Annotated in this window: 22 protein-coding genes and 1 pseudogene; 11 read left to right on the top strand and 12 right to left on the bottom strand. The window is 70.1% G+C overall.

All coding sequences use genetic code 11. The features are described 5' to 3' along the window. The first annotated feature begins 14 nt into the window (after positions 1 to 14). The 6 genes from AU196_RS18965 to mmsB all read left to right on the top strand — a co-directional run bounded on the left by AU196_RS18965 (position 15) and on the right by mmsB (position 6,186). The gene (locus AU196_RS18965; protein WP_059096592.1) at positions 15 to 866 is read left to right on the top strand and encodes an LLM class F420-dependent oxidoreductase; all 852 of its coding nucleotides are present in this window, start codon (positions 15 to 17) and stop codon (positions 864 to 866) included. Positions 867 to 892: 26 nt separating this feature from the next. Further along, complete coding sequence (gene rfbB, locus AU196_RS18960) at positions 893 to 1,900, top strand: dTDP-glucose 4,6-dehydratase (RefSeq protein ID WP_059096591.1); 1,008 nt, start codon at positions 893 to 895, stop codon at positions 1,898 to 1,900. Further along, positions 1,897 to 2,502, top strand: a complete 606-nt coding sequence (gene rfbC, locus AU196_RS18955) for a dTDP-4-dehydrorhamnose 3,5-epimerase (protein ID WP_059096590.1) — start codon at positions 1,897 to 1,899, stop codon at positions 2,500 to 2,502. The genes rfbB and rfbC overlap by 4 nt, the downstream gene beginning before the upstream one ends. Positions 2,503 to 2,606: 104 nt before the next feature. Beyond that, entirely contained in the window at positions 2,607 to 4,127 is a 1,521-nt protein-coding gene (locus AU196_RS18950; protein WP_059096589.1) for a CoA-acylating methylmalonate-semialdehyde dehydrogenase, read from the top strand. A gap of 6 nt (positions 4,128 to 4,133) precedes the next feature. After that, positions 4,134 to 5,300 (top strand): isobutyryl-CoA dehydrogenase, encoded by a 1,167-nt coding sequence (locus AU196_RS18945; protein WP_059096588.1) that lies wholly within the window; start codon positions 4,134 to 4,136, stop codon positions 5,298 to 5,300. 13 nt (positions 5,301 to 5,313) lie between these two features. Beyond that, complete coding sequence (mmsB, locus tag AU196_RS18940; RefSeq protein WP_059096587.1) at positions 5,314 to 6,186, top strand: 3-hydroxyisobutyrate dehydrogenase; 873 nt, start codon at positions 5,314 to 5,316, stop codon at positions 6,184 to 6,186. A 7-nt stretch (positions 6,187 to 6,193) separates the two neighbouring features. On the opposite strand, the gene AU196_RS18935 is transcribed toward mmsB, so the two are convergent. The 5 genes from AU196_RS18935 to AU196_RS18915 all read right to left on the bottom strand — a co-directional run bounded on the left by AU196_RS18935 (position 6,194) and on the right by AU196_RS18915 (position 10,274). Continuing rightward, positions 6,194 to 7,210, bottom strand: a complete 1,017-nt coding sequence (locus AU196_RS18935; protein ID WP_059096586.1) for an NAD(P)/FAD-dependent oxidoreductase — start codon at positions 7,208 to 7,210, stop codon at positions 6,194 to 6,196. Continuing rightward, positions 7,207 to 7,716, bottom strand: a complete 510-nt coding sequence (locus tag AU196_RS18930) for an isoprenylcysteine carboxyl methyltransferase family protein (protein WP_059096585.1) — start codon at positions 7,714 to 7,716, stop codon at positions 7,207 to 7,209. Before AU196_RS18930 ends, AU196_RS18935 begins: the two co-directional genes overlap by 4 nt. A 3-nt stretch (positions 7,717 to 7,719) precedes the next feature. Next, positions 7,720 to 8,772 (bottom strand): type III polyketide synthase, encoded by a 1,053-nt coding sequence (locus AU196_RS18925; protein ID WP_059096584.1) that lies wholly within the window; start codon positions 8,770 to 8,772, stop codon positions 7,720 to 7,722. Between the two features lie 80 nt (positions 8,773 to 8,852). Next, the gene (locus AU196_RS18920) at positions 8,853 to 9,416 is read right to left on the bottom strand and encodes a TetR/AcrR family transcriptional regulator (RefSeq protein WP_059096583.1); all 564 of its coding nucleotides are present in this window, start codon (positions 9,414 to 9,416) and stop codon (positions 8,853 to 8,855) included. A 54-nt stretch (positions 9,417 to 9,470) separates the two neighbouring features. Beyond that, complete coding sequence (locus AU196_RS18915) at positions 9,471 to 10,274, bottom strand: HAD family hydrolase (RefSeq protein WP_059096582.1); 804 nt, start codon at positions 10,272 to 10,274, stop codon at positions 9,471 to 9,473. 140 nt (positions 10,275 to 10,414) lie between these two features. Here AU196_RS18915 and AU196_RS18910 point away from each other — a divergent pair, with 140 nt between their 5' ends. Next, positions 10,415 to 11,074: a response regulator gene (locus AU196_RS18910; protein WP_059096581.1), complete on the top strand. Its 660-nt coding sequence runs from the start codon at positions 10,415 to 10,417 to the stop codon at positions 11,072 to 11,074. Then, positions 11,071 to 12,264 (top strand): GAF domain-containing sensor histidine kinase, encoded by a 1,194-nt coding sequence (locus AU196_RS18905; protein ID WP_059096580.1) that lies wholly within the window; start codon positions 11,071 to 11,073, stop codon positions 12,262 to 12,264. The genes AU196_RS18910 and AU196_RS18905 overlap by 4 nt, the downstream gene beginning before the upstream one ends. A 15-nt stretch (positions 12,265 to 12,279) precedes the next feature. Here AU196_RS18905 and AU196_RS18900 read toward each other — a convergent pair whose 3' ends face one another. Further along, positions 12,280 to 12,759, bottom strand: a complete 480-nt coding sequence (locus AU196_RS18900) for a MarR family winged helix-turn-helix transcriptional regulator (RefSeq protein ID WP_059096579.1) — start codon at positions 12,757 to 12,759, stop codon at positions 12,280 to 12,282. A 90-nt stretch (positions 12,760 to 12,849) separates the two neighbouring features. Here AU196_RS18900 and AU196_RS18895 point away from each other — a divergent pair, with 90 nt between their 5' ends. After that, complete coding sequence (locus AU196_RS18895; protein ID WP_059096578.1) at positions 12,850 to 13,794, top strand: NmrA/HSCARG family protein; 945 nt, start codon at positions 12,850 to 12,852, stop codon at positions 13,792 to 13,794. On the opposite strand, the gene AU196_RS18890 is transcribed toward AU196_RS18895, so the two are convergent. The 6 genes from AU196_RS18890 to secY form a co-directional block, all read right to left on the bottom strand. Next, the gene (locus AU196_RS18890; RefSeq protein WP_059096577.1) at positions 13,776 to 14,279 is read right to left on the bottom strand and encodes a MarR family winged helix-turn-helix transcriptional regulator; all 504 of its coding nucleotides are present in this window, start codon (positions 14,277 to 14,279) and stop codon (positions 13,776 to 13,778) included. The two genes, AU196_RS18895 and AU196_RS18890, sit on opposite strands and share 19 nt — an antisense overlap. A 25-nt stretch (positions 14,280 to 14,304) precedes the next feature. Further along, positions 14,305 to 15,030, bottom strand: a complete 726-nt coding sequence (locus tag AU196_RS18885) for an anti-sigma factor family protein (RefSeq protein ID WP_059096576.1) — start codon at positions 15,028 to 15,030, stop codon at positions 14,305 to 14,307. Beyond that, positions 15,027 to 15,527 carry a sigma-70 family RNA polymerase sigma factor gene (locus tag AU196_RS18880; RefSeq protein ID WP_059096664.1) on the bottom strand — a complete coding sequence of 167 codons (501 nt, stop codon included), beginning with the start codon at positions 15,525 to 15,527 and terminating at the stop codon, positions 15,027 to 15,029. Before AU196_RS18880 ends, AU196_RS18885 begins: the two co-directional genes overlap by 4 nt. A 71-nt stretch (positions 15,528 to 15,598) precedes the next feature. Then, on the bottom strand, positions 15,599 to 16,402 hold the full coding sequence (gene map / locus AU196_RS18875) for a type I methionyl aminopeptidase (RefSeq protein WP_059096575.1): 804 nt from the start codon (positions 16,400 to 16,402) through the stop codon (positions 15,599 to 15,601). A gap of 1 nt (position 16,403) precedes the next feature. Then, positions 16,404 to 16,949 (bottom strand): adenylate kinase, encoded by a 546-nt coding sequence (locus AU196_RS18870; RefSeq protein ID WP_059096574.1) that lies wholly within the window; start codon positions 16,947 to 16,949, stop codon positions 16,404 to 16,406. Then, a complete protein-coding gene (gene secY / locus AU196_RS18865; RefSeq protein ID WP_059096573.1) occupies positions 16,946 to 18,271 on the bottom strand; it encodes a preprotein translocase subunit SecY in 1,326 nt (441 codons plus the stop codon). Before secY ends, AU196_RS18870 begins: the two co-directional genes overlap by 4 nt. Before the next feature lie 264 nt (positions 18,272 to 18,535). Between secY and AU196_RS18860 the strand changes: the two genes are divergently transcribed. Beyond that, entirely contained in the window at positions 18,536 to 19,462 is a 927-nt protein-coding gene (locus AU196_RS18860) for an SAM-dependent methyltransferase (RefSeq protein WP_059096572.1), read from the top strand. An 18-nt stretch (positions 19,463 to 19,480) separates the two neighbouring features. Continuing rightward, positions 19,481 to 20,314, top strand: a pseudogene (locus tag AU196_RS18855) (class I SAM-dependent methyltransferase); the annotation flags it as partial. Between the last annotated feature and the right edge of the window lie 72 nt (positions 20,315 to 20,386).

Below are 20,386 nucleotides of genomic sequence, written 5' to 3'. Positions count from 1 at the left end.
CTGGAGGAACGGATATGACCGAAGGCGTTTCCCTCAAACCCGGCCTGGGCCGTTACGGCGTGTGGACCCCCGGCGCCCCCACACCGGAGCAGGCCGCGGAGATCGAGAAGCTGGGCTACGGCGCGGTCTGGGTCGGCGCCTCTCCGGCGGCCGATCTCGAGTTCGTCGAGCCGATCCTCGAGGCGACCGAGACCCTGCAGGTCGCGACGGGCATCGTGAACGTGTGGGCGTCGCCGGCCGAGGAGGTCGCCGCCTCCTACCACCGCATCGAGGACAAGTTCCCGAGCCGGTTCCTGCTCGGCATCGGCATCGGGCACCCCGAGGCCACCGAGGAGTACCGCAAACCCTACGACGTGCTGGTGGAGTACATCGACAAGCTCGACGGGGCGAAGGTGCCGACGAGCCGGCTGGTCGTCGCAGCGCTCGGACCGCAGGTGCTCAAACTCGCCGCGCGGCGCAGCGCGGGCGCCCACCCGTACCTGACCACACCCGAGCACACCGGCCAGGCCCGCAACCTCGTCGGCCCGACGGTGTTCCTGGCGCCCGAGCACAAGGTGGTGCTCGGCTCCGACGTCGACGAGGCGCGCCGGATCGGCCGCGAGACCGTCGACTTCTACCTCGGCCTGAGCAACTACGTGAACAACTGGAAGCGGCTGGGCTTCACCGACGAGGACGTCGCCAAACCGGGCAGTGACAAGCTGATCGACGCGGTGGTGGCGCACGGTTCGGCGGACGCGGTCGCGGCCCGGCTCGAGGAGCACCACGAGCGCGGCGCCGACCACGTGGCCATCCAGGTGCTCGGCGGCTGGGACAAGCTGCTTCCCACGCTGAAGGAGCTGGCGGGCCCGCTCGGGCTGCAGAAGTGACACGGGGCTGCCGCTAGGGTTTCCCCATGCGGTTGCTGATCACCGGCGGTGCCGGGTTCATCGGCGCGAACTTCGTCCACGCCACCGTGCGCGAGCATCCGGACTGCGCGGTGACGGTGCTCGACGCGCTGACCTACGCGGGCAGCCGCGAGTCGCTGGCGCCGGTGGCCGATCGGATCCGGCTGGTCGAGGGCGACGTGGCCGACGCCGGACTGGTCGACACGCTGGTCGCCGATCTCGACCCCGCGACCGACGCCGTCGTGCACTTCGCCGCCGAGACCCACGTCGACAACGCACTGGCCGACCCGGGTCCGTTCGTGCAGACCAACGTCGTCGGCACCTACACGGTGCTCGAGGCGGTGCGCCGCGCCGGTGTCCGCCTGCATCACGTGTCCACCGACGAGGTCTACGGCGACCTGCCCCTCGACGATGCGCGGCGGTTCACCGAGTCGACGCCGTACAACCCGTCGAGTCCGTACTCGTCGACCAAGGCCGCCGCCGACCTGCTGGTGCGGGCGTGGGTGCGGTCCTACGGCGTGCGCGCGACGATCTCGAACTGCTCCAACAACTACGGGCCGTATCAGCATGTGGAGAAGTTCATCCCCCGCCAGATCACCAATGTGCTGACCGGGCGACGGCCCAAGCTCTACGGCGCCGGCGCCAACGTGCGCGACTGGATCCACGTCGACGACCACAACAGCGCGGTGTGGCGGATCCTGCGCGACGGCGTCGCGGGCCGGACCTATCTGATCGGCGCCGAGGGCGAGCGGGACAACCTCACGGTGCTGCGCGCGCTGCTGCGGATCATGGGCCGCGATCCCGACGACTTCGACCACGTCACCGACCGGGCCGGCCACGATCTGCGCTACGCCATCGACCCGTCGACGCTCTACAACGAATTGGGTTGGAAGCCGGCTCATCTCGACTTCGAAGCAGGGCTGCGCGCGACGGTGCAGTGGTATCGGGACAACGAGGCGTGGTGGCGTCCGCTCAAGGACGCGGCCGAAGCGGCCTACGAGGAGCGCGGCCAGTGACCGCCCGGGAGTTGACGGTGCCCGGCGCCTGGGAGATCACCCCCACGGTGCACGCCGATGCGCGCGGGTCGTTCTTCGAGTGGTTCACCGACCGGGAGTTCAGCGGGTTCGCCGGCCACCGCCTCGACCTCCGGCAGGCCAACTGTTCGGTGTCGCGGGCCGGGGTCCTGCGGGGGTTGCACTTCGCGGCGGTGCCGCCCGGGCAGGCCAAGTACGTGACCTGCGTGCGCGGCGCGGTGTACGACGTGGCCGTCGACATCCGGGTGGGCTCGCCGACGTTCGGGGAGTGGGATGCCGTCCTGCTCGACGACCGCGACCGCCGCACGATCTACCTGTCCGAGGGTCTGGGACACGCTTTCCTTGCGCTGCAGGATGATTCGACGGTGATGTACCTGTGCTCGACGGGTTACGACCCGGCCCGTGAGCACACCGTGCTGCCGACCGACCCGGCGCTGGGCATCGACTGGCCGTTCGACGGTGAGCCGGTGCTCTCCGATCGCGACGCCGCCGCGCCCACCCTCGACCAGGCCCGCGAGGCCGGTCTGCTGCCGACGTGGGACGCGTGCCGCGCGTACGTCGACACCCTGCGCCGAGACTGCTGACAGAGCGCGTCCGGGCAGTCTCGGCGTCAAGACCCGCCAGCCCCTTGTCAACGACCCCGACCAGTTACTAGGATGTCCTAGTATCTCGAGCGAGGGGCTTTCTCATGACCAACCAGATCCAGCACTTCATCAACGGCAAGCGCACCGCAGGCGAATCGACCCGCACGGCGGACGTGATGAACCCGAGCACCGGGGCGGTGCAGGCCAAGGTCCTACTCGGCTCGCGCGCCGACGTCGACGCCGCGGTCGCGGGCGCCGCCGAGGCCCAGAAAGAGTGGGCCGCCTGGAACCCGCAGCGCCGCGCCCGCGTGATGATGCGCTTCATCGAGCTGGTGAACCAGAACATCGAGGAACTGGCCGAGCTGCTGTCCATCGAACACGGCAAGACCGTGCCCGACGCCAAGGGCGACATCCAGCGCGGCATCGAGGTCATCGAGTTCGCGATCGGCATCCCGCACCTGATCAAGGGTGAGTACACCGAGGGCGCGGGCACCGGCATCGACGTCTACTCGATGCGCCAGCCGCTCGGCGTGGTCGCGGGCATCACCCCGTTCAACTTCCCGGCGATGATCCCGCTGTGGAAGGCGGGCCCCGCGCTGGCCTGCGGTAACGCGTTCATCCTCAAGCCGTCCGAGCGCGATCCCTCGGTGCCGGTGCGCCTGGCCGAACTGTTCATCGAGGCCGGTCTGCCCGCGGGCGTGTTCCAGGTCGTGCACGGCGACAAGGAGGCCGTCGACGCGATCCTCGAGCATCCGGTCATCCAGGCCGTCGGCTTCGTCGGCAGCTCCGACATCGCCCAGTACATCTACGCGGGCGCCACCGCCAACGGGAAGCGCGCGCAGTGCTTCGGCGGCGCGAAGAACCACATGATCGTGATGCCCGACGCCGATCTCGACCAGGCCGTCGACGCGCTGATCGGTGCCGGCTACGGCAGCGCCGGTGAACGCTGCATGGCGATCAGCGTCGCGGTGCCCGTCGGCAAGGAGACCGCGGACCGGCTGCGCAACCGGCTGGTCGAGCGGGTGAACAACCTGCGCGTCGGCCACAGCCTCGACCCGAAGGCCGACTACGGCCCCCTGGTCACCGAGGCCGCGCTCCACCGGGTCCGCGACTACATCACCCAGGGTGTCGAGGCCGGCGCCGAAGCCGTCGTCGACGGGCGCGAACGTGCCAGCGACGAGATGCAGTTCGGCGACGACAGCCTCGAGGGCGGCTACTTCATCGGCCCCACGCTGTTCGACCACGTCACCCCGGACATGTCGATCTACACCGACGAGATCTTCGGCCCGGTGCTGTGCATCGTGCGCGCCGACACCTACGAGGAGGCGTTGCGCCTGCCCACCGAGCACGAGTACGGCAACGGCGTGGCGATCTTCACCCGCGACGGCGACACCGCACGCGACTTCGTCGCCAAGGTCCAGGTCGGCATGGTCGGCGTCAACGTCCCGATCCCGGTGCCGGTGTCCTACCACACCTTCGGCGGCTGGAAGCGCTCCGGCTTCGGCGACCTCAACCAGCACGGGCCGCACTCGATCCTGTTCTACACCAAGACCAAGACCGTCACGCAGCGCTGGCCGTCGGGCATCAAGGATGGCGCCGAGTTCGTCATCCCGACCATGAAGTAATCGGTGATGGACTACTTCGGTCTCGACGACGACGAGCGGGTGATCGCCGAGACGGCGGCCGCGTTCGCCGAGAAACGCCTGGCCCCGTACGCGTCGGAATGGGATGAGAGCCACCACTTCCCCACCGATGTGCTGCGGGAGGCGGCCGAACTCGGCATGGCGGCGATCTACTGCCGGGAGGACGTCGGTGGCAGCGGGCTGCGGCGCGTGGATGCGGTGCGCATCTTCGAGCAGCTGTCCGCCGCCGATCCGGCCATCGCGGCGTTCCTGTCGATCCACAACATGTGCGCGTGGATGGTGGACACCTACGGCTCGGAGGAACAACGCAAGGCGTGGGTGCCGCGGCTGGCGTCGATGGAGGCCATCGCGAGCTACTGCCTCACCGAACCGGGGGCGGGGTCGGATGCCAGTGCGTTGCGCACCAGGGCCGTCCGCGAGGGTGACCATTACGTCCTCGACGGGGTGAAGCAGTTCATCTCCGGCGCGGGCAGTTCCGACGTGTACGTGGTGATGGCCCGCACCGGCAGCGAAGGACCGCGCGGCATCTCGGCGTTCGTGGTCGAAAAGGACACCCCCGGTGTCAGTTTCGGCGCGCAGGAACAGAAGATGGGCTGGAACGCCCAGCCCACGGCGCAGGTCGTGTTCGAGGGCGCCCGGGTGCCCGCCGAGAACATGCTCGGCGGCACCGAGGCCGAGGGCAGCGGATTCGGGATCGCGATGAACGGGCTCAACGGCGGGCGTCTCAACATCGCGGCCTGCTCGCTGGGCGGCGCGCAGACGGCCTACGAGAAGGCGGCGGCCTATCTGGCCGACCGTCAGGCCTTCGGCGGCAGCCTGCTCGACGAACCGACCATTCGGTTCACCCTCGCCGACATGGCCACCGCCCTGCAGACGTCACGGCTGATGTTGTGGCGGGCCGCATCCGCGCTCGACGAGAACCACCCCGACAAGGTGGAGTTGTGCGCGATGGCCAAGCGCTACGTCACCGACGCCTGCTACGAGGTGGCCGATCAGGCACTGCAGCTGCACGGCGGCTACGGCTACCTGAAGGAGTACGGCGTGGAGAAGATCGTCCGCGATCTTCGCGTGCATCGAATCCTCGAGGGCAGCAATGAGATCATGCGGGTCGTCATCGGGCGAGCGGCAGCGGCCCGGGCGCGGGCATCGGCATAGGGAGGATGACACAGTGACGACGATTGCGTTCTTCGGGCTGGGCCACATGGGCGGGCCGATGGCGGCCAACCTGGCCAAGGCCGGTCACACCGTGCAGGGTTTCGATCCGGTGCCCGCGCTTCGCGCCGCCGCGGAGGACAACGGCATCGCCACGTTCGACAGCGGCACCGACGCGGTGGCCGGCGCCGAGGTGGTGATCACCTCGCTGCCCAACGGCGCGATCGTGAAGAGCGTGTACGACGAGGTGCTGCCCTCGGTGGCGGCGGGCACGCTGTTCATCGACACCTCCACCATCTCGGTCGACGACGCACGCGAGATCAACGCCGCCGCCACCGCGAAGGGGTTCGCCCAGCTCGACGCCCCGGTCTCCGGCGGCGTCAAGGGCGCCACGGCGGGAACGCTGGCGTTCATGGTCGGTGGTGACGACGAGGCCGTCGAGCGTGCCCGCCCGGTGCTGGACCCCATGGCGGGCAAGGTCGTTCACTGCGGTGCGTCGGGCACCGGCCAGGCCGCCAAACTGTGCAACAACATGGTGCTCGCCGTCCAGCAGATCGCCATCGGTGAGGCGTTCGTCCTGGCCGAGAAGCTCGGCCTGTCGGCGCAGTCGCTGTTCGACGTGATCACCGGCGCGACCGGCAACTGCTGGGCGGTGCACACGAACTGCCCTGTGCCGGGACCGGTTCCGGCCTCGCCGGCGAACAACGACTTCACGCCGGGATTCGCGACGGCGCTGATGAACAAGGACCTCGGCCTGGCCATGGCCGCGGTGTCGTCGACGGGTGCGTCCGCACCGCTGGGCAGCCACGCCGCCGAGCTCTACGCACAGTTCGCGACCGAGCACGCCGACAAGGACTTCAGCGCGATCATCGAGACCCTGCGGGGCTGAGCGGGCGTCAGGCCGCGAGTCGGTTCACGACGCCGGCGAACACGCCGGGCAGTGCCCGGGCGGCGGGCACGATGCGTGGCCGGATGGACGGAGTCGACCCGGCCCGGACCAGACCCTCGGTCAGCAGCCGGTAACGGCGGGTCAGCGCGCGCCACCGACGGTCGTAGTCGTCGACGCGTTCTGCCACAACGCACTTCACGAGCAGCTCCGCCGCGCCGAACGCCAGCCCGATGCCCTCTCCCGTGAGCGCGTCGACGTACCCGGCGGCGTCCCCGACGAGCAACACCCGTCCGGCGGTGCGGCTTCGGGCTCTCTGCCGCAGCGGACCCGCCGCGCGGTCCGGCCCGTGGTCGTGGCCGCGGACCCGTTCGGCGAGCGCGGGGAACTCCGCGAGATGCCGGTCGAATCCGCCGCGTGACGAGCTGAGGATCGCGATCCCGACGCAGTCGTCGGCCACCGGCGTCACGTAGGCCTCGCTGTGCGCACCCCAGTGGACTTCGACGTGATCGTTCCACGGTGCGGTGTGGATGTGCCTGCGGATCCCCCACCGGCGCGCACCGCGGCTGGGCTGGTCCAAATCGAGCGCCCGTCGGATCGGTGAGTGCAGGCCGTCGGCGGCCGCGAGATACCTGGCCCGGAACTCGCCCGCCCGCACCGACACCGCGTCCTGGCTGATGTCACCGGCGTCGCCGCCGACGATCCGCACCCCCGCCGACCGGGCGGCGTCCTGCAGCGCGGCGTGCAGCACGGTGCGTCGCACCCCACACCCGGGTCCGGTCCGGAACGCCGCCTCGACGCGCCGGTCCCCGTCGAGGTAGGCGATCCCGCGCAGCGGCATCCCCGGCGGCGCCACGCCAAGGCGGTCCAGATGCGCGACGGTGTGCGGCATCATGCCTTCCCCGCAGGCCTTGTCCAGCGTGCCGGGGCGGCGCTCGACGACGACGACGTCGAGTCCGGCCCGTGCGCCGTGCACCGCGGTGGCCAGCCCGGCCGGCCCGCCGCCCGCGACGAGCAGGTCGATCACCGCAACCCCTCGAGCGCGGCGTTCTCGACCTGGACGCGGGTCCGCAACAGCACGGCGTTGAGGACGGTGAACACGATCGCGGTGATCCAGGCGCCGTGCACCAGGGGCAGCGCGACACCCTCGACGACCACTGCGACGTAGTTGGGATGTGGGATCAGCCGGTACGGGCCGCCGGTGACCCGCGACGCGCCGGGAACCACGATGACCCTGGTGTTCCACTGGTGGCCGAGGGTGGTGATACACCACCACCGCAGGGCCTGCGCGACGACCACCAGCGCGAGCATCGGGAGTCCGAGCGCCGGGGTGAAGGGCCGGTGCAGTGCGGTCACCTCCAGCAGGCACCCGGCGAGCAGACCGGTGTGCAGCACCACCATCACCGGATAGTGCCCTCCCCCGTACTCCACCCCGCCGCGCTGTCGACTCCAGCGCCGATTGCGTTCGGCGACAACGAGTTCGGCCAGCCGCTCGACGGCGACCGCGGCGATCAGCAGCACATACCAGACCATGGCTCAGCGCCAGCGCAGCAGCACGAGTTCGGAGCAGAAGCCCGGCCCCATCGCCAGCATCAGCCCGTGACTGCCCGTGGGCGGATGCTTGGCGATGGTGTCGCGCAGCACATGCAGCACCGACGCCGACGAGAGGTTGCCGACCTCGGCCAGCGAGCGCCACGTCAACTCCAGGGCGTCGTCGGGGAGTCCGAGGGTCTCGGTGATGGCCTCGATCACCTTGGGTCCGCCGGGATGGCTCACCCAGGTGGCGATGTCGTCGACCTCCATATCGTGGCCGTGCAGGAACCGCGCGACGTCGTCGCCGAGATGGCGTTCGACGACCTTCGGCACGTCCGGGGACAGCACGAGGCGAAAGCCGCTGGCGTCGACGTCCCAGCCCATCGTCCGCAGCGAGTCCGGATAGAGGTGGCTGCGGGAGTCGATGATCTCCGGGCCCGATGCGCCGCCGGTTCGTCGGTCGCCGACCGCGACCACCGCCGCAGCCCCGTCACCGAACAGACTGCTGCCCACCACCGTCGCCATCGACGGGTCCGATTTGGACACCAGGGAACACAACTCGACGGCCAGCAGCACCGCCACCGCGTCGGGGTTCCCGCGCAGGTAGTCGTGCAGCCGGGCGACCCCTGCCGCCCCGGCCACACAGCCCAGCCCGAACAGCGGGAGGCGTCGGACGTCGGGACGCAGGCCGACGCAGGCGGCGATGCGGGCGTCCAGCGGCGGCACCGCGATGCCGGTGACCGTGGTCGTCATGATCAGGTCGACGTCGGACGGATCGAGGCAGGCGTCGTCGAGCGCACCGGTCAGCGCCGCGGCGCCGAGTTCCACGGCGTGTTCGATGTAGAGGTCGTTGGCCCGGCCGAAATCGGTCAGCCCGGCGTACTCCTCCAGCGGCAGAACCGTATGGCGGGTGGCAACTTTCGCGCTGCGGTGCAACGCGCGGATGTTGTCGGCGTACTCGCCGTACCCGGGGATCGCCAGCAGCGCCTCGGTCACCTCTTCCTGGGTGTAGCCATGTGGCGGCACCTCGCCGCGGACAGCTGCGACAACACTCATGGCGATCCTCCCTCTACCTCCACAACGGGTTCCGGCGTCACGCCGTTCAATGCGGAGGCGGGCCCGGGTCGGGGAGGGCGTCAGTCGGAGACGGGCCCCAGGAGGAGTTGGTGGATGACGGGACGCGCGAAGCGCATCAGGTCGTCGCGGCCGAGGTCGGCGACCGCGGGGTTGGCGAGCACATAGCGGGTGGTGGCCAAGCCGATCACGAACGCGCCCATCAGACCGGCGCGCTGGGCCGGATGGTCCGGGGTGACGGCGGCGAGCGCGGGTGCCACCTGCGTGGCGAACACGTGGCGCAGCGCGTCGGCGGCGGATTCACTGGTCATCGAGGCACGCAGGAGCGCGAGGAACGTGGTGTCCTGCTCCCACACGGCGAAGAAGCGGGACAGCAACACGTCGGCGATCCGATCGGCCGCGACCGCGGTCAGGTCTGGCAGGTCGATCCTGAATTCCGCTGCCTCGGCGAACAATTCCTGCTTACTGCCGAAGTACCGGATGATCAGCGCGGGGTCCACGCCCACGTCGGCCGCCACCGCACGCAGCGTGGTGCCCTGGTAGCCGTCGGAACCGAAGCGCCGCCTGGCCGCGGCGAGGATGTCGGCGCGCGTCTGCGGGGCGTTGCGCGTTCGGTCCGTACCCATTCGAAGAACAATAAACAGCGGGGCGTCGGCAACCCCTCGAACGCCGACGGTCCGTTATGCCGCGGGCGCGGTCCGGCGAGCGGTGGAGCGCGCGTAGAGGCGTTCGCAGGTGGCGAGCCGCAGCGGCTCTGCGCCGGCGTAGTCGGCGCGCACCGCCAGCGCCGTCACCGCATCGCGCGGTGCGCTGTCCTGACCGACGAGGATGGTCGCCAACCCGGCGGCCGTCGCCGTGCGCAGGCCCGCCGGCGTGCCGGTCAGCGCGACGACGCGGTCGGTGGTGACGCCGAGTTCGGTCATCGCGAGGTGGTAGGCGTCGATCCCCGGCGCCGCCACGTCGTCGCGGGTGACGATGGTCTCGACCTGCCCCTCCCCCACGAGCTGGCGCACCAGCGGCTCGGCCCAGGCGCGCCGGCCGGCGGTCACGACCGCGACCGGGATGCCGGCGGCGAAGGCGTCGCCGACGAGATCGTCGAGGCCGGGCCGTGGGGTCGCGCCCGCATCGAGCACCATCTCGTCGAACATCATCGCCTTGGTCGAGCAGATCTCGTCGGCGAGCAGTTCGATCAGCACGTCGCACTCCGGGCCCACGCAGTGGTTGCGCAGTTCGGCCAGCACGCGACGGCGTTCGTCGGGCAGTACCCGCAGCCGCCGGTACCGGGCCCGCGACCATTCGATGGGCACGCCGTGCGCGGCGAACGCGGCGTTGAACACCACGCGGTGCACGTCGTCGTCGAGGTCGGTCAACGCCTCGAGGTCGAAGATCAGGGCCCGCAACGGGGTGACGTCGGCATCGACCGGTCGGGCGCCGTCCCACCAGAACCGGCCCGCACACCATGTTCTCTCACGCGTTGTCTGCACATGATCACAGTGGCCCAGGTCACACGGCGCCGTCCTCCCCCCTATGGGGGATTCGACGTGGCGAAGTTGCCCAGCCGGTGGGCGTCGCGCCTCTAAGGTGATGCCATGACCGCCCAGCGAGAAGCGCAGCGGCATCGCGCATGACCGACGGGCCGGTGCGGATCGTCCTGGTCGACGACCACGAGATGGTCATCGAAGGACTCAAGGCCATGCTCGCGACGTACGCCGACCGCGTGTCGGTGGTCGGACAGGCGGTGGGCGCCGAACGGGCCGTCGGGGTCGTCGGCGACCTGCGCCCGGACATCGTGCTGTGCGACGTCCGGATGCAGGGTGCCAGTGGGCTGGACCTGTGCCTGGAACTGCGCGGACGCGATCCGGACCAGAAGGTGGTCATGCTGTCGGTCTACGACGACGAGCAGTACCTGTTCCAGGCGCTGCGGGTGGGCGCGTCGGGTTATCTGCTCAAGAGCATCAGCAGCGACGAACTGGTCCGCCAGATCGAACTGGCGCACCGCGGGGAGACGGCCATCGATCCGGGGATGGCGGCGCGGGCCGTCGACACCGCCGCCCGGATCCAGCGCGACGAGTTCTGGCCCGGGGCCCGCCAGGGGCTCACCCAGCGCGAGAGCGAGATCCTGTCCTTCGTCGTGACCGGTCTGTCCAACCGCGGGATCGCCAACAAGCTGGTCATCGGCGAGGAGACGGTGAAGACCCATCTGCGGTCGATCTACCGCAAACTCGGTGTGGGCGACCGCGCGGGTGCGGTGGCGACGGCGTTGCGTGAGGGCATCTACCAGTGAGCGCTCGACCGCTGCTGACCGCCGACCGCGAGTTGGCCCTGCTCCGCGAGCTCATCCAGGCGACCTCCAGCGGACCCGGCGTGGAACCGCTCGCGGCCGCTGCGGCCCGCATGATCACCGCGGCCACCGGCACCGACGTGTGTTTCGTCCATGTACTCGACGACTCCGACCGGTCGCTGACCCTGGCCGGCGCCACCCCGCCGTTCGACCGCCAGATCGGCAAGATCCGGCTGCCGCTGGGTCAGGGCATCTCCGGCTGGGTCGCCAGTCACCGGGAGCCGGTGGTGATCGGCCACGACAAGGAGTCCGATCCGCGTTACATGCCGTTCCAGTCGTTGCGCGGCAAGGACTTCACCTCGATGGTGTCGGTGCCGATGCTGACCGACCCGGGAGGCCTGGTCGGGGTGCTCAACGTGCACACCGTCGACCGTCGCGACTTCTCCGAGCGGGACGTGGAGCTGCTGCTCGTGATCGGCCGGCTCATCGCGGGCGCCCTTCACCAGGCCCGGCTGCACCGGCAGTTGGTGGCGCGCGAACGGGCCCACGAGAACTTCGTCGAGCAGGTGATCGAGGCCCAGGAGATCGAGCGCCGCCGGCTGGCCGGCGACATCCACGACGGGATCTCGCAACGCCTGGTGACGCTGTCCTACCGGCTCGACGCCGCGGTCCGCGCGATCGACGATCCGAACGTGGTGGGCGAACAGCTCGGCAAGGCGCGGGAACTGGTGGCGCTGACGCTGGGCGAGGCCCGCGCCGCGATCAGCGGGCTGCGTCCACCGGTGCTCGACGACCTCGGGCTGGCGGGCGGGCTGGCCAGCCTGGCCCGCTCGATCCCGCAGGTCGACATCGATGTCGACCTCGCCGAGCGCCGGCTGCCCGACCACATCGAACTGGCGCTGTACCGCATCGCGCAGGAGTGCCTGCAGAACGTCGTCAAACACTCCGGCGCCGCGACGGCGCGGCTGACGTTCGGGGTGGCCGACGATGTCGCGCGGCTCGAGATCATCGACGACGGCGTGGGCTTCGACACCTTCGAACACCCGCTCGGCGGCGACGAGATGGGCGGCTACGGGCTGCTGTCGATGGCCGAGCGCGCGGAGATCGTCGGCGGCCGCCTCAACATCCGGTCCCGGCCGGGCGCGGGGACCGCGGTGACGGCGACGATCCCGCTGCCCTCGGTCACCGACTGAGCTGCCCCGCTGAGGTCACCCGGGCAGCGTGCACTCGGTGCGCCGATGCGCCTCGACCGCGGCGACGACGTCGTCGGCGATCTCACGCAGCACCTCGAGGCGGTCGGGTCCGACCACGTCGATGAACAGCTCGCGCACCCGCGCGGCGTTGGCCGGCGCGCACGCCGCCAATGCGGCGCGGCCGTCGTCGGTCAGCGCGACCAGCGGATACCGCCCGCCACCGGGTTCGCGCCGGACCAGCCCGCGCGACTCCATCCGGCTCAGGTGGTGGGACAACCGGCTCTTCTCCCACTGGGTCGCCGCACCGAGGTCGACCGGGCGCATGTGACCGCCGTCGGCCTCCGACAGGTTCACCAGGATCTCGAAGTCCGAGTCGGACAGGTCGAATTCGCGGTGCAGGTGCTGGTGCAGGTGCCGGCCCAGGATCTGCTGCATGGCGATGTACGCGCGCCACGTCCGCTGCTCCTCGTCGGTGAGCCATCTCCCGGTCGCCATGCACCGATCCTAGCCGACGGGTTGACGCATCAACCAACTTGCGCCTAAAGTCGGATCGAGGTTGATACATCAACTCCGAAGGGGATCGACATGTCAGAGAAGAAGATCATCGCGGTCGTCGGCGCCACCGGCGCACAGGGCGGCGGCATGGCCCGGGCCCTGCTCGACGACGGCGAGTTCGCCGTGCGCGCGCTGACGCGGGACCCCGCGTCCGCGAAGGCGGCCGCGCTGACCGAGGCGGGCGCGCAGGTCGTCGCGGCCGACCTCGACGACGAGGCCAGCCTGGACGCGGCGTTCGCAGGCGTTCACGGCGCGTTCGTCGTCACGAACTACTGGGCGCCGGTCGCACCGGACGACCAGCGGACGCCGGCGCAGCGGGAACTCGCTCAGGCCCGGGCCGCCGCGCGGGCGCTCGACCGTGCCGGCGCGGGCCACGTCATCTGGTCGACGCTCGAGGACACCCGGGGTCACTTCGCCGATGACGACGCCGTCCCGGACGTCGAGGGTTACAAGGTGCCGCACTTCGACGCCAAGGCCGATGCGGACGCGTACTTCGCGGATCTGCCGACCACGTACCTGCGGACCACGCTGTTCTTCGAGAACTTCGCCGATTCGTTCCCGCCGAGGCGCGGTGAGGACGGCGCGCTGACACTGGCGCTGCCCATCGCCGACCAGCCGCTGGCGGGTATCGCGGTCGCCGACATCGGCCGCACGGCGCTGGGCGTCTTCCAGCGCGGTGACGCCCTCGCCGGGCAGACGGTGAGCATCGCCGGCGACATCCTCACCGGCGACGGGTACGCCGCGGCGCTGACGGACGCGCTCGGCGAGCCGGTGACCTACCGCCCGGTGCCGTTCGACGACTTCCGCGCACAGGGATTCCCGTCAGCGGTCGAGATGGGCAACATGTTCCAGTACTACGCGGAGAACTCCGCGGCGTTCACCGGCGCCCGCGATCTGGACCGGGTGCGGGAACTCAACCCGCGGTTGGAGTCCTTCCGGGACTGGCTGGCCGGCCGTCAGAAATCGCCCGCGTGACGGCGCAGCGTCTCGATCGAGGCGGCCAGGGCCCGCGACTCGTCGGCGGACATGCCGATGTCGGCGAACACCTCGTTGTTGAGCGTCACGGTGGCGTCCTCGACGGTCTTGCGGCCGAGTTCGGTGATCCGCACGAGCGTGGTGCGGCCGTCGGTCGGGTGGGGGACGCGCTCCACCAGACCGCCGGCCTCCAGCCGCCGGATGGCGTGCGTGACGCTGGTGACGTGCACCTGCAGCCGGTCGGAGGCCTTCGTGATGGGCAGCGCACCGGACCGGCTGAACGCCAGCAGCCGCAGCAGTTCGAAGCGCGAGAAGCTCAGATCGTAGGGCCGTAACGCGGTCTCGACGCGGGCCAGCAGGATCTGGTGGGCCCGCATGACGGAGGTGACGGCGACCATACCGTCGGCGACCTCACCCCAGCCGGCGGATTCCCAGTTCGCGCGGGCCAGGGCGATCGGGTCATGCTCATCGGGCCCTTCGGTCACCGACCTTTCATACCATTGCCCGGACTCACAGCGTCTTCTCGAGCAGCACTTCGCGGGTGTCGGCCGAGACCAGTTGCACCGAGGCGATCTCGTCGCGACGCATGGTGGTGTTGCCGCTCGGCAGGGCGGTCGCGCCGGACAGTCCCAGCCAGGTCGCGATCTCCGAACGGGTGCCGTCGCGGCCGACCACCACCATGCCGAGCCGGCTCGGCGGCGCCGAGGGCCCGCCGCCGGACCACTGGCCGTACGTGCACGCCATGTCGATGCGGGTGCCCCAGCCGAACTCCGACAGGCTCACGGTCGCGTTGAACGGCGTCGGCGCCAGTTTGGTCATCTCGTAGGTGGCCGCGGTGACCTCCGGTGCGGTGGGCTGCAGGCCGAGCCCGCCCGGGCGGATCGCGATCACCAGCCCGACGGCGAGCAGCGCCGCCGCCAGCCCCACCGCCGCCGAGGTCAGCCACCGCGACCGGCGCCTGCGCCACTTCGCCTTGGCGAGCACCGAGTCGAGCACCTCCGGCCGCAGCGGCGGCGCGTCGGTCTGGTCCCCGGATTCGTCGTCGAGCGCGCGCACGTCGTCGGCGTCGAGCATGGCCAGCAGCGCGGGTACGCCGCTGACCTCGGCGACCGCGCAGCGGCCCCGGGCGCAGGTCTGCATGTGCGCCTCGAACTCGCGCCGGTCGGCACTGGTCAACGAGCCGAGCACATAGGCGGCGTCCCATTGCAGATAGGGATCGCCCAAGGCCTCGATCATCGCGTCACCCCCATCTCCTGCAGGTTCAGTCGCAATGCCCGCACCGCGTAGTGCAGCCGGGACTTCACGGTGCCCTCCGGGATCTCCAGTTCGGCCGCGATCTGCCCCGTCGTCCACCCCTGGTAGTACGCCCGCCGCACGACCGCCCGGTGGTCGTCGGACAACTGGGCGAGCGCCGAGCCGATGAGCATCCGGTCCAGCGCGGAGTCCACCTTGTCGGGTTCGGTGGGCTGCGCGACGGATTCGACGTCCGGGGTGCCGGACTCCCTGCGGTAGCGTGCGCTGCGCCGCTCGTCGATCACCAGGTTGCGCGCCACGGTGAACAGCCATGCCCGCGGCGAGCCGTCCGGCCGGTGCCGCCACGCGCGCAGCAGCGTCTCCTGCACGACGTCCTCGGCGGCCGCGGCGTCTCCGGTCAGTTTGAGCGCGTACCGCCACAGCGCATCGGCGTGCTCGTCGTAGAGCACGCGCATCATCGTGGCTTCCGGATCGTCCATCGCCACCTCCGTCATGGACACGACGTCGGCGGCGGTTTGGTTCAGCGGGTCCGGCCCCGGCGGCCGCCGGATCAGGCCGCGGGCAGGGTGAGGATGCGGGGCCCGTCCTCGGTGACGGCCACGGTGTGCTCCCAGTGCGCCGCGCGCGAACCGTCCGAGGTGACGACCGTCCACTCGTCCTCGAGCACCGTGGTCCTGGTCGTGCCGAGGGTGAGCATCGGCTCGATCGCCAGCACCGACCCCGGGGCGAGGCGCGGGCCACGGCCGGGGGCGCCCTCGTTGGGCAGGAACGGGTCCATGTGCATCTGCCTGCCGATGCCGTGCCCGCCGTAGCCGTCGACGATGCCGAAGGCCCGCTGATAGCGCGCCTCGGCGGCGCGGGTGCCCTTCTCGATGGCGTGGGAGACGTCGGTCAGGCGGTTGCCGGGCAGCATGGCGGCGATTCCCGCCTCCATGGATTCCCGGGTGGCCTCCGAGAGGTTGCGGTCAGCGTCGATCAGCGGGCCGACGCCGAACGTGACCGCCGAGTCGCCGTGCCAACCGTCGAGGATGGCGCCGCAGTCGATCGAGACCAGGTCGCCGGAGGCCAGGATCTCCGTGGCCGACGGGATGCCGTGGACAACGCGGTCGTTGACCGACGAGCAGATGCTGGCGGGGAAGCCGTGGTAGCCGAGGAACGACGGGATGCCGCCACCGTCGCGGATGACGCCTTCGGCGATCGCGTCGAGTTCCTTGGTGCTCACCCCCGGGACGGCCGCTTCCCGCACCGCGCTCAGGGCCGCGGCGACCAGCGCACCGGCGGCGGCCATCGCGTCCAACTCCGCGGGGGTGCGTTGCGCGACGACCTTGTCCTTGCGCAGCCTCAGGCCGGCCACGTCACTTGCCCAGAGCCTGCAGCGCCCGGGCGAACACCTCGTCCATGGAGCCGACGGCGTCGACCGTCTTGAGCTCGTCGCGGTAGTGGTCGAGCAGCGGGGCCGTCTCGTCGCGGTACACCTTCATCCGGTTGAGGATGATCTCCTCGGTGTCGTCGGCGCGGCCGCGGCCCTTGAGCCGGGAGAGCAGTTCGTCCTCGGAGACGCGGAATTCGACCACCGCGTCGAGGGACAGGTTGCGGGCCTCGAGCATGTCGTTGAGCGCCCGGGCCTGTTCGACCGAACGCGGGTAGCCGTCGAGGATGAAGCCGTTCTCGGCGTCGTCCTGACCGATGCGGTCCTCCACGAGCGCGTTGGTGAGGGTGCTCGGCACGAGGTCACCGGCGTCGAGGTAACGCTTGGCCTCCACCCCGAGCTCGGTCTCGTTCGTGATGTTGTCGCGGAACAGATCACCGGTCGAGATGTGCGGGATGCCCAGCTTGTCGGCCAGCTTCGCGGCCTGCGTGCCCTTGCCCGCACCCGGCGGTCCGAGTAGAACGATCCTCACTTCAGGAACCCTTCGTAGTTGCGCTGCATGAGCTGGCTTTCGATCTGCTTCACGGTGTCCAGACCCACGCCGATCATGATCAGCACCCCGACGCCGCCGAAGGGCAGGTTCTGCACGGGACCGCCGCTGCCGACGGTGAGGAACAGGTTCGGCAGCACCGCGATGACACCCAGGTAGATCGAGCCGGGCAGCGTGATCCGGCTCAGCACGTAGCGCAGGTAGTCGGCGGTCGGCTTACCCGGGCGGATGCCGGGGATGAAGCCGCCGAACTTCTTCATCTCGTCGGCCCGCTCGTCCGGGTTGAACGTGATCGAGACGTAGAAGTAGGTGAAGAAGATGATCAGCGCGAAGTAGATCCCGATGTACCAGGGGCTGCTCGGGTCGGTCAGATACTCGGCGACCAGCCGATCCCACCAGCCGGTGCCCGGATTCGAGCTGCCGCTCTGGATCAACTGCGTGATCAGCTGCGGAATATAGATCAGCGACGAGGCGAAGATGACGGGGATGACGCCGGCCTGGTTGACCTTCAACGGCAGGTAGGTCGAGGTGCCGCCGTACATCCGGCGGCCGACCATGCGTTTGGCGTACTGCACGGGGATGCGGCGCTGGCCCTGCTCGACGAACACGACGCCGATGATGATGATCAGCGCGCCGGCGCAGACGGCGGCGAAGACCATGCCACCGCGGCTGTCCAGGATCGACTTGCCCTCGCCGGGCATGGCCGCGGCGATGCTGGCGAAGATGATCAGCGACATGCCGTTGCCGATACCGCGTTCGGTGACCAGCTCGCCCATCCACATCACCAGAGTGGCGCCCGCGGTCATCACCAGGACGATGACCAGCAGCGAGAAGATCGACTGGTCGTTGATGATGTCGAGCGCGCAGCCCTGCAGGAGGCCGCCGTTGGCGGCCAGCGCGACGATGCTGGTGGACTGCAGGACGGCCAGCGCGACCGCCAGATAACGCGTGTACTGCGTCATCTTGGCCTGACCGGCCTGACCCTCCTTGCGCAGCTGCTCGAACCGCGGGATGACCACGGTCAACAGCTGCACGATGATGCTCGCGGTGATGTAGGGCATGACGCCCACCGCGAACACCGACAGCTGGAGCAGCGCACCGCCGGAGAACAGGTTGATCAGCGAGTAGATCTGGCCCGACTCACCGCCGCTGACCTGTGCGATGCACTCCTGCACGTTGGGGTAGTTGACCCCGGGAGACGGCAGCGAGGCGCCGACCCGATAGAGCAGGACCACGCCCAGCGTGAACAGGATCTTGCGCCTCAGGTCGGCCGTCCGCAGCGACGAGATGAAAGCCGAAAGCACTCTTTCCTCCTGCGCAGCCGACCTCTTGAGCGCGGCGTGCCAAATGGGGCTGGACAAACCAGCGTCATGGTCAAGTCACACGCACCGTCTGGCCTGCTAGCGGCACGCGTCAAACAGTCTACGAGAGTAACAGTTGCCACCGGGCATGCCCGCATCGCTGCGCACTCGCAGATTGCCTACAGATTCGAAGCGTACAGTCGGCGCCAGCTGGTTAACCCGGCTAATTAGTTTGACGGGCCGCACTCTCGATGAAGGGGTCTACCGATGGCACGTACCGACAACGACACATGGGATCTGGCGTCCAGCGTCGGAGCGACCGCCACCATGGTCGCCGCGGCGCGGGCGGTGGCGACCCGGCAGCCGGACGCGGTGATCGACGATCCGTTCGCCGAACCTCTGGTGCGCGCGGTGGGTGTGGACTTCTTCACCCGGCTCGCGACCGGGGACATCACGCCGACCGATCTCGATCCGGACGGCACCGGCGGCGCCGGCAACATGGATCGGTTCGCCGACGGGATGGCCGCGCGCACCCGATTCTTCGACGACTTCTTCTCCGACGCCGCCTATGCCGGGGTCCGCCAGGCGGTCATCCTGGCCGCAGGGCTGGACTCGCGCGCCTACCGGCTGCCGTGGCCCGCGGGCACCGTGGTGTTCGAGATCGACCAGCCCGGTGTGATCACGTTCAAGACCGACACGCTCGCCCGGCTGGGGGCGCGGCCGACCGCCGACCGGCGGACGGTGTCGGTGGACCTGCGCGACGACTGGATCGGCGCGCTGGACGCCGCGGGGTTCGACCGCACGGCGGCGACGGCCTGGATCGCCGAGGGGCTGTTCGGATATCTGCCGCCCGAGGCGCAGGACCGGCTCCTCGACCAGATCACCGAACTCAGCCCGCCGGGGAGCCGGCTGGCCGCCGAGGGTGTGGTGAGTTCGCCGGACGTCGACGAGGAGCAGATCCGCGAGCGGATGCAGGCGGTGCGCGACCAGTGGCGCAGGTACGGGTTCGACCTCGACTTCTCCGAGTTGGTCTACACCGGCGAGCGCGCCGAGGTGGCGGCCTACCTGGGTGAGCGCGGCTGGCGGACCGACAGCATCACCGCGACGGCCCTGCTCGAGAAGTGCGGGCTGCAGTCGGCCGACCACTCCAGCGCCAACTTCGCCGACGTCCGCTACGTCACCGCGGTCAGGTAGGGGCGCCGGCGATGGCACGCAGCGCGCGCGGTGGCCGGCCGCGGACCCGACCCGTTGATCGACGACCCGTACGCCGAGGCGCTCGTGCGCGCGGTGGGCGTGAAGTACTTCGTCAAACTGCTCGACGGTGAGATCGCCCTCGAGGCGGACGACGCCGCGATGCTGGCGACAATGACCGACGTGATGGCGGTGCGCACCCGCTTCTTCGACGACTTCTTCCTCTCGTCGAGTGAGGCGGGGGTCCACCAGGCGGTCATCCTGGCGTCCGGTCTCGACGCCCGCGCGTACCGGCTGCCGTGGCCGTCGGACTCGGTGGTCTACGAGATCGACCAGCCCGCGGTCATCGAGTTCAAGACCCGCACGCTGAACGACATCGGCGCCTCACCCGCGACCGAACTGCGCACGGTGGCCGTCGACCTGCGCGAGGACTGGCCGCGTGCGCTGCGGGACCGCGGCTTCGACCCGCTGGTACCCACGGCATGGATCGCCGAGGGGCTGTTGATCTATCTGCCGCCCGAGGCGCAGGACCGGCTGTTCGACAACATCACCGCGCTGTCCGCGCCGGGCAGCCGGTTGGCCACCGAGTTCCACCCGGACCCGAATGCACGGATCGGCGCGGCGTCGGCGCGCCTGAGCCGGGAGTGGCGCCGCCACGGCCTCGACCTCGACATGGCCGACCTGTTCTACGACGGTGAGCGCAACCCGGTCGTCGGCTACCTGGGCGAGCGGGGCTGGGACGTCGAGGCGCGGAGCAGACCGGACATGTTCGCCCACTACGGGCGGCCCTTCCCCACCGGCGACGACGTGGCGGCGCTACGCCAGTCGCTCGCCGTGACCGCGACGAAGACGTAACAGCCCTCGTGGCTGACGTCGACTCAGGCGTACGCTGCCAACGGATTCGAGTATCCGGAAGACCTGGCCACG

The sequence above is a fragment of the Mycobacterium sp. IS-1742 genome (genome assembly GCF_001500125.1).
Classification (GTDB): Bacteria; Actinomycetota; Actinomycetes; order Mycobacteriales; family Mycobacteriaceae; genus Mycobacterium.
This window is presented reverse-complemented; position numbering and strand designations above follow the sequence as displayed.